At 77.3% G+C, this 1030-nt stretch carries 2 pseudogenes; one reads left to right on the top strand and one right to left on the bottom strand.

The annotated features are described in order from the left end of the window. Window positions 1-307: pseudogene (locus ND748_RS32620) on the top strand (LysR substrate-binding domain-containing protein); the annotation flags it as partial. Window positions 308-492: 185 nt separating this feature from the next. Here ND748_RS32620 and ND748_RS32615 read toward each other — a convergent pair. Further along, window positions 493-678 (bottom strand): annotated as a pseudogene (locus ND748_RS32615) (acyl carrier protein); the annotation flags it as partial. Window positions 679-1030 lie beyond the last annotated feature (352 nt).

The following is a 1030-nucleotide window of genomic DNA, read 5'->3' as shown; positions in this document are numbered from 1 at the left end:
CGCCGAGGCCGAGCGCGCCCGGTGCGGCGCGCGCCGCGCCCTGGGCCTCGAACGCGGCGAGGTGCAGGTCGCCACCGTGTCCTCGGTGACCCTCGGGATTCTGCCGCCGATGCTGCGCTCCTGGCATCGGGCGTACGAGGGGGTACGGGTACGCCTGTTCGAACATCGGCACGCCGACGAGCTCGCCGAGGCGATGCTCGCCGGGCAGGCCGACCTCGCGATCGGACCGCCGCCGCGGATCTGGGACGGCCCGGTCCGGCCGCTCGGCGAGGAGGAGTTCGTCGTCGTGCTGCCGCCGGGCGACGCGGCCGTGCCCGCCGCGGCGACACCCGCAGCGCCGGCCAGGTGGGCGGCGGTCACTCGGCCCGCGGCGGTCACCTGACCAGCGGCATTCACCTGCGCGGCGGCGCTCACCTGGGCGGCGAGTTTGTCCAGGTGGGCGGCGAGCTCGGTGACCGTCGGGTGTTCGAACACGACCTGGGTGGCGAGGATCAGGCCGGTCGCCGTGGCCAGGCGGCGGCTGAGCTCGACGGAGGCGAGGGAGTCGAAGCCGAGTTCGAGGAACCGGCGGGTCGGGTCGAGCTCGTCGGGGGTGTCATGGCCGAGGATGGCCGCCGCCTCGGCGTGGACCAGCTCCGTCAGGGCCCGGGCGCGCTGCGGCGGCCGCAGGCCGAGCACGGCCGGGACGGCCTGCACCACCTGAGTCGCCTGCACCACCTGAGTCGCCGGCACCACCTGAGCCGGCCACCCCGCGGGCAGGGCTGCGCCGGACAGGGCCGTGCCGGACAGGCCGGCTACGGGCAGGGCCGTGACGGGCAGCTCCTCGAAGAAGCGACTGGGCCGGGCCGCGGTGATGGACGGCAGGAACGTCTCCCAGGCGACGTCGACGACGGTCAGCGCCGTCTCGCCCGCGGCGACGGCCCGGGTGAGCGCGGTGACGGCCGGGTCGGGGGCCAGTGGCCGCAGGCCGCGGCGGGTCAGGTAGTCGCGCAGCGGCGGGGGGGGGGGGGGGGCGGGGGCGGGGCCGGGG

Origin of the sequence: Frankia sp. AiPs1, from assembly GCF_023716945.1 — a bacterium.
Classification (GTDB): Bacteria; Actinomycetota; Actinomycetes; order Frankiales; family Frankiaceae; genus Frankia.
The sequence above is the reverse complement of the archived record's forward strand: the minus strand, read 5'-3'. Positions and strand labels throughout refer to the sequence as shown.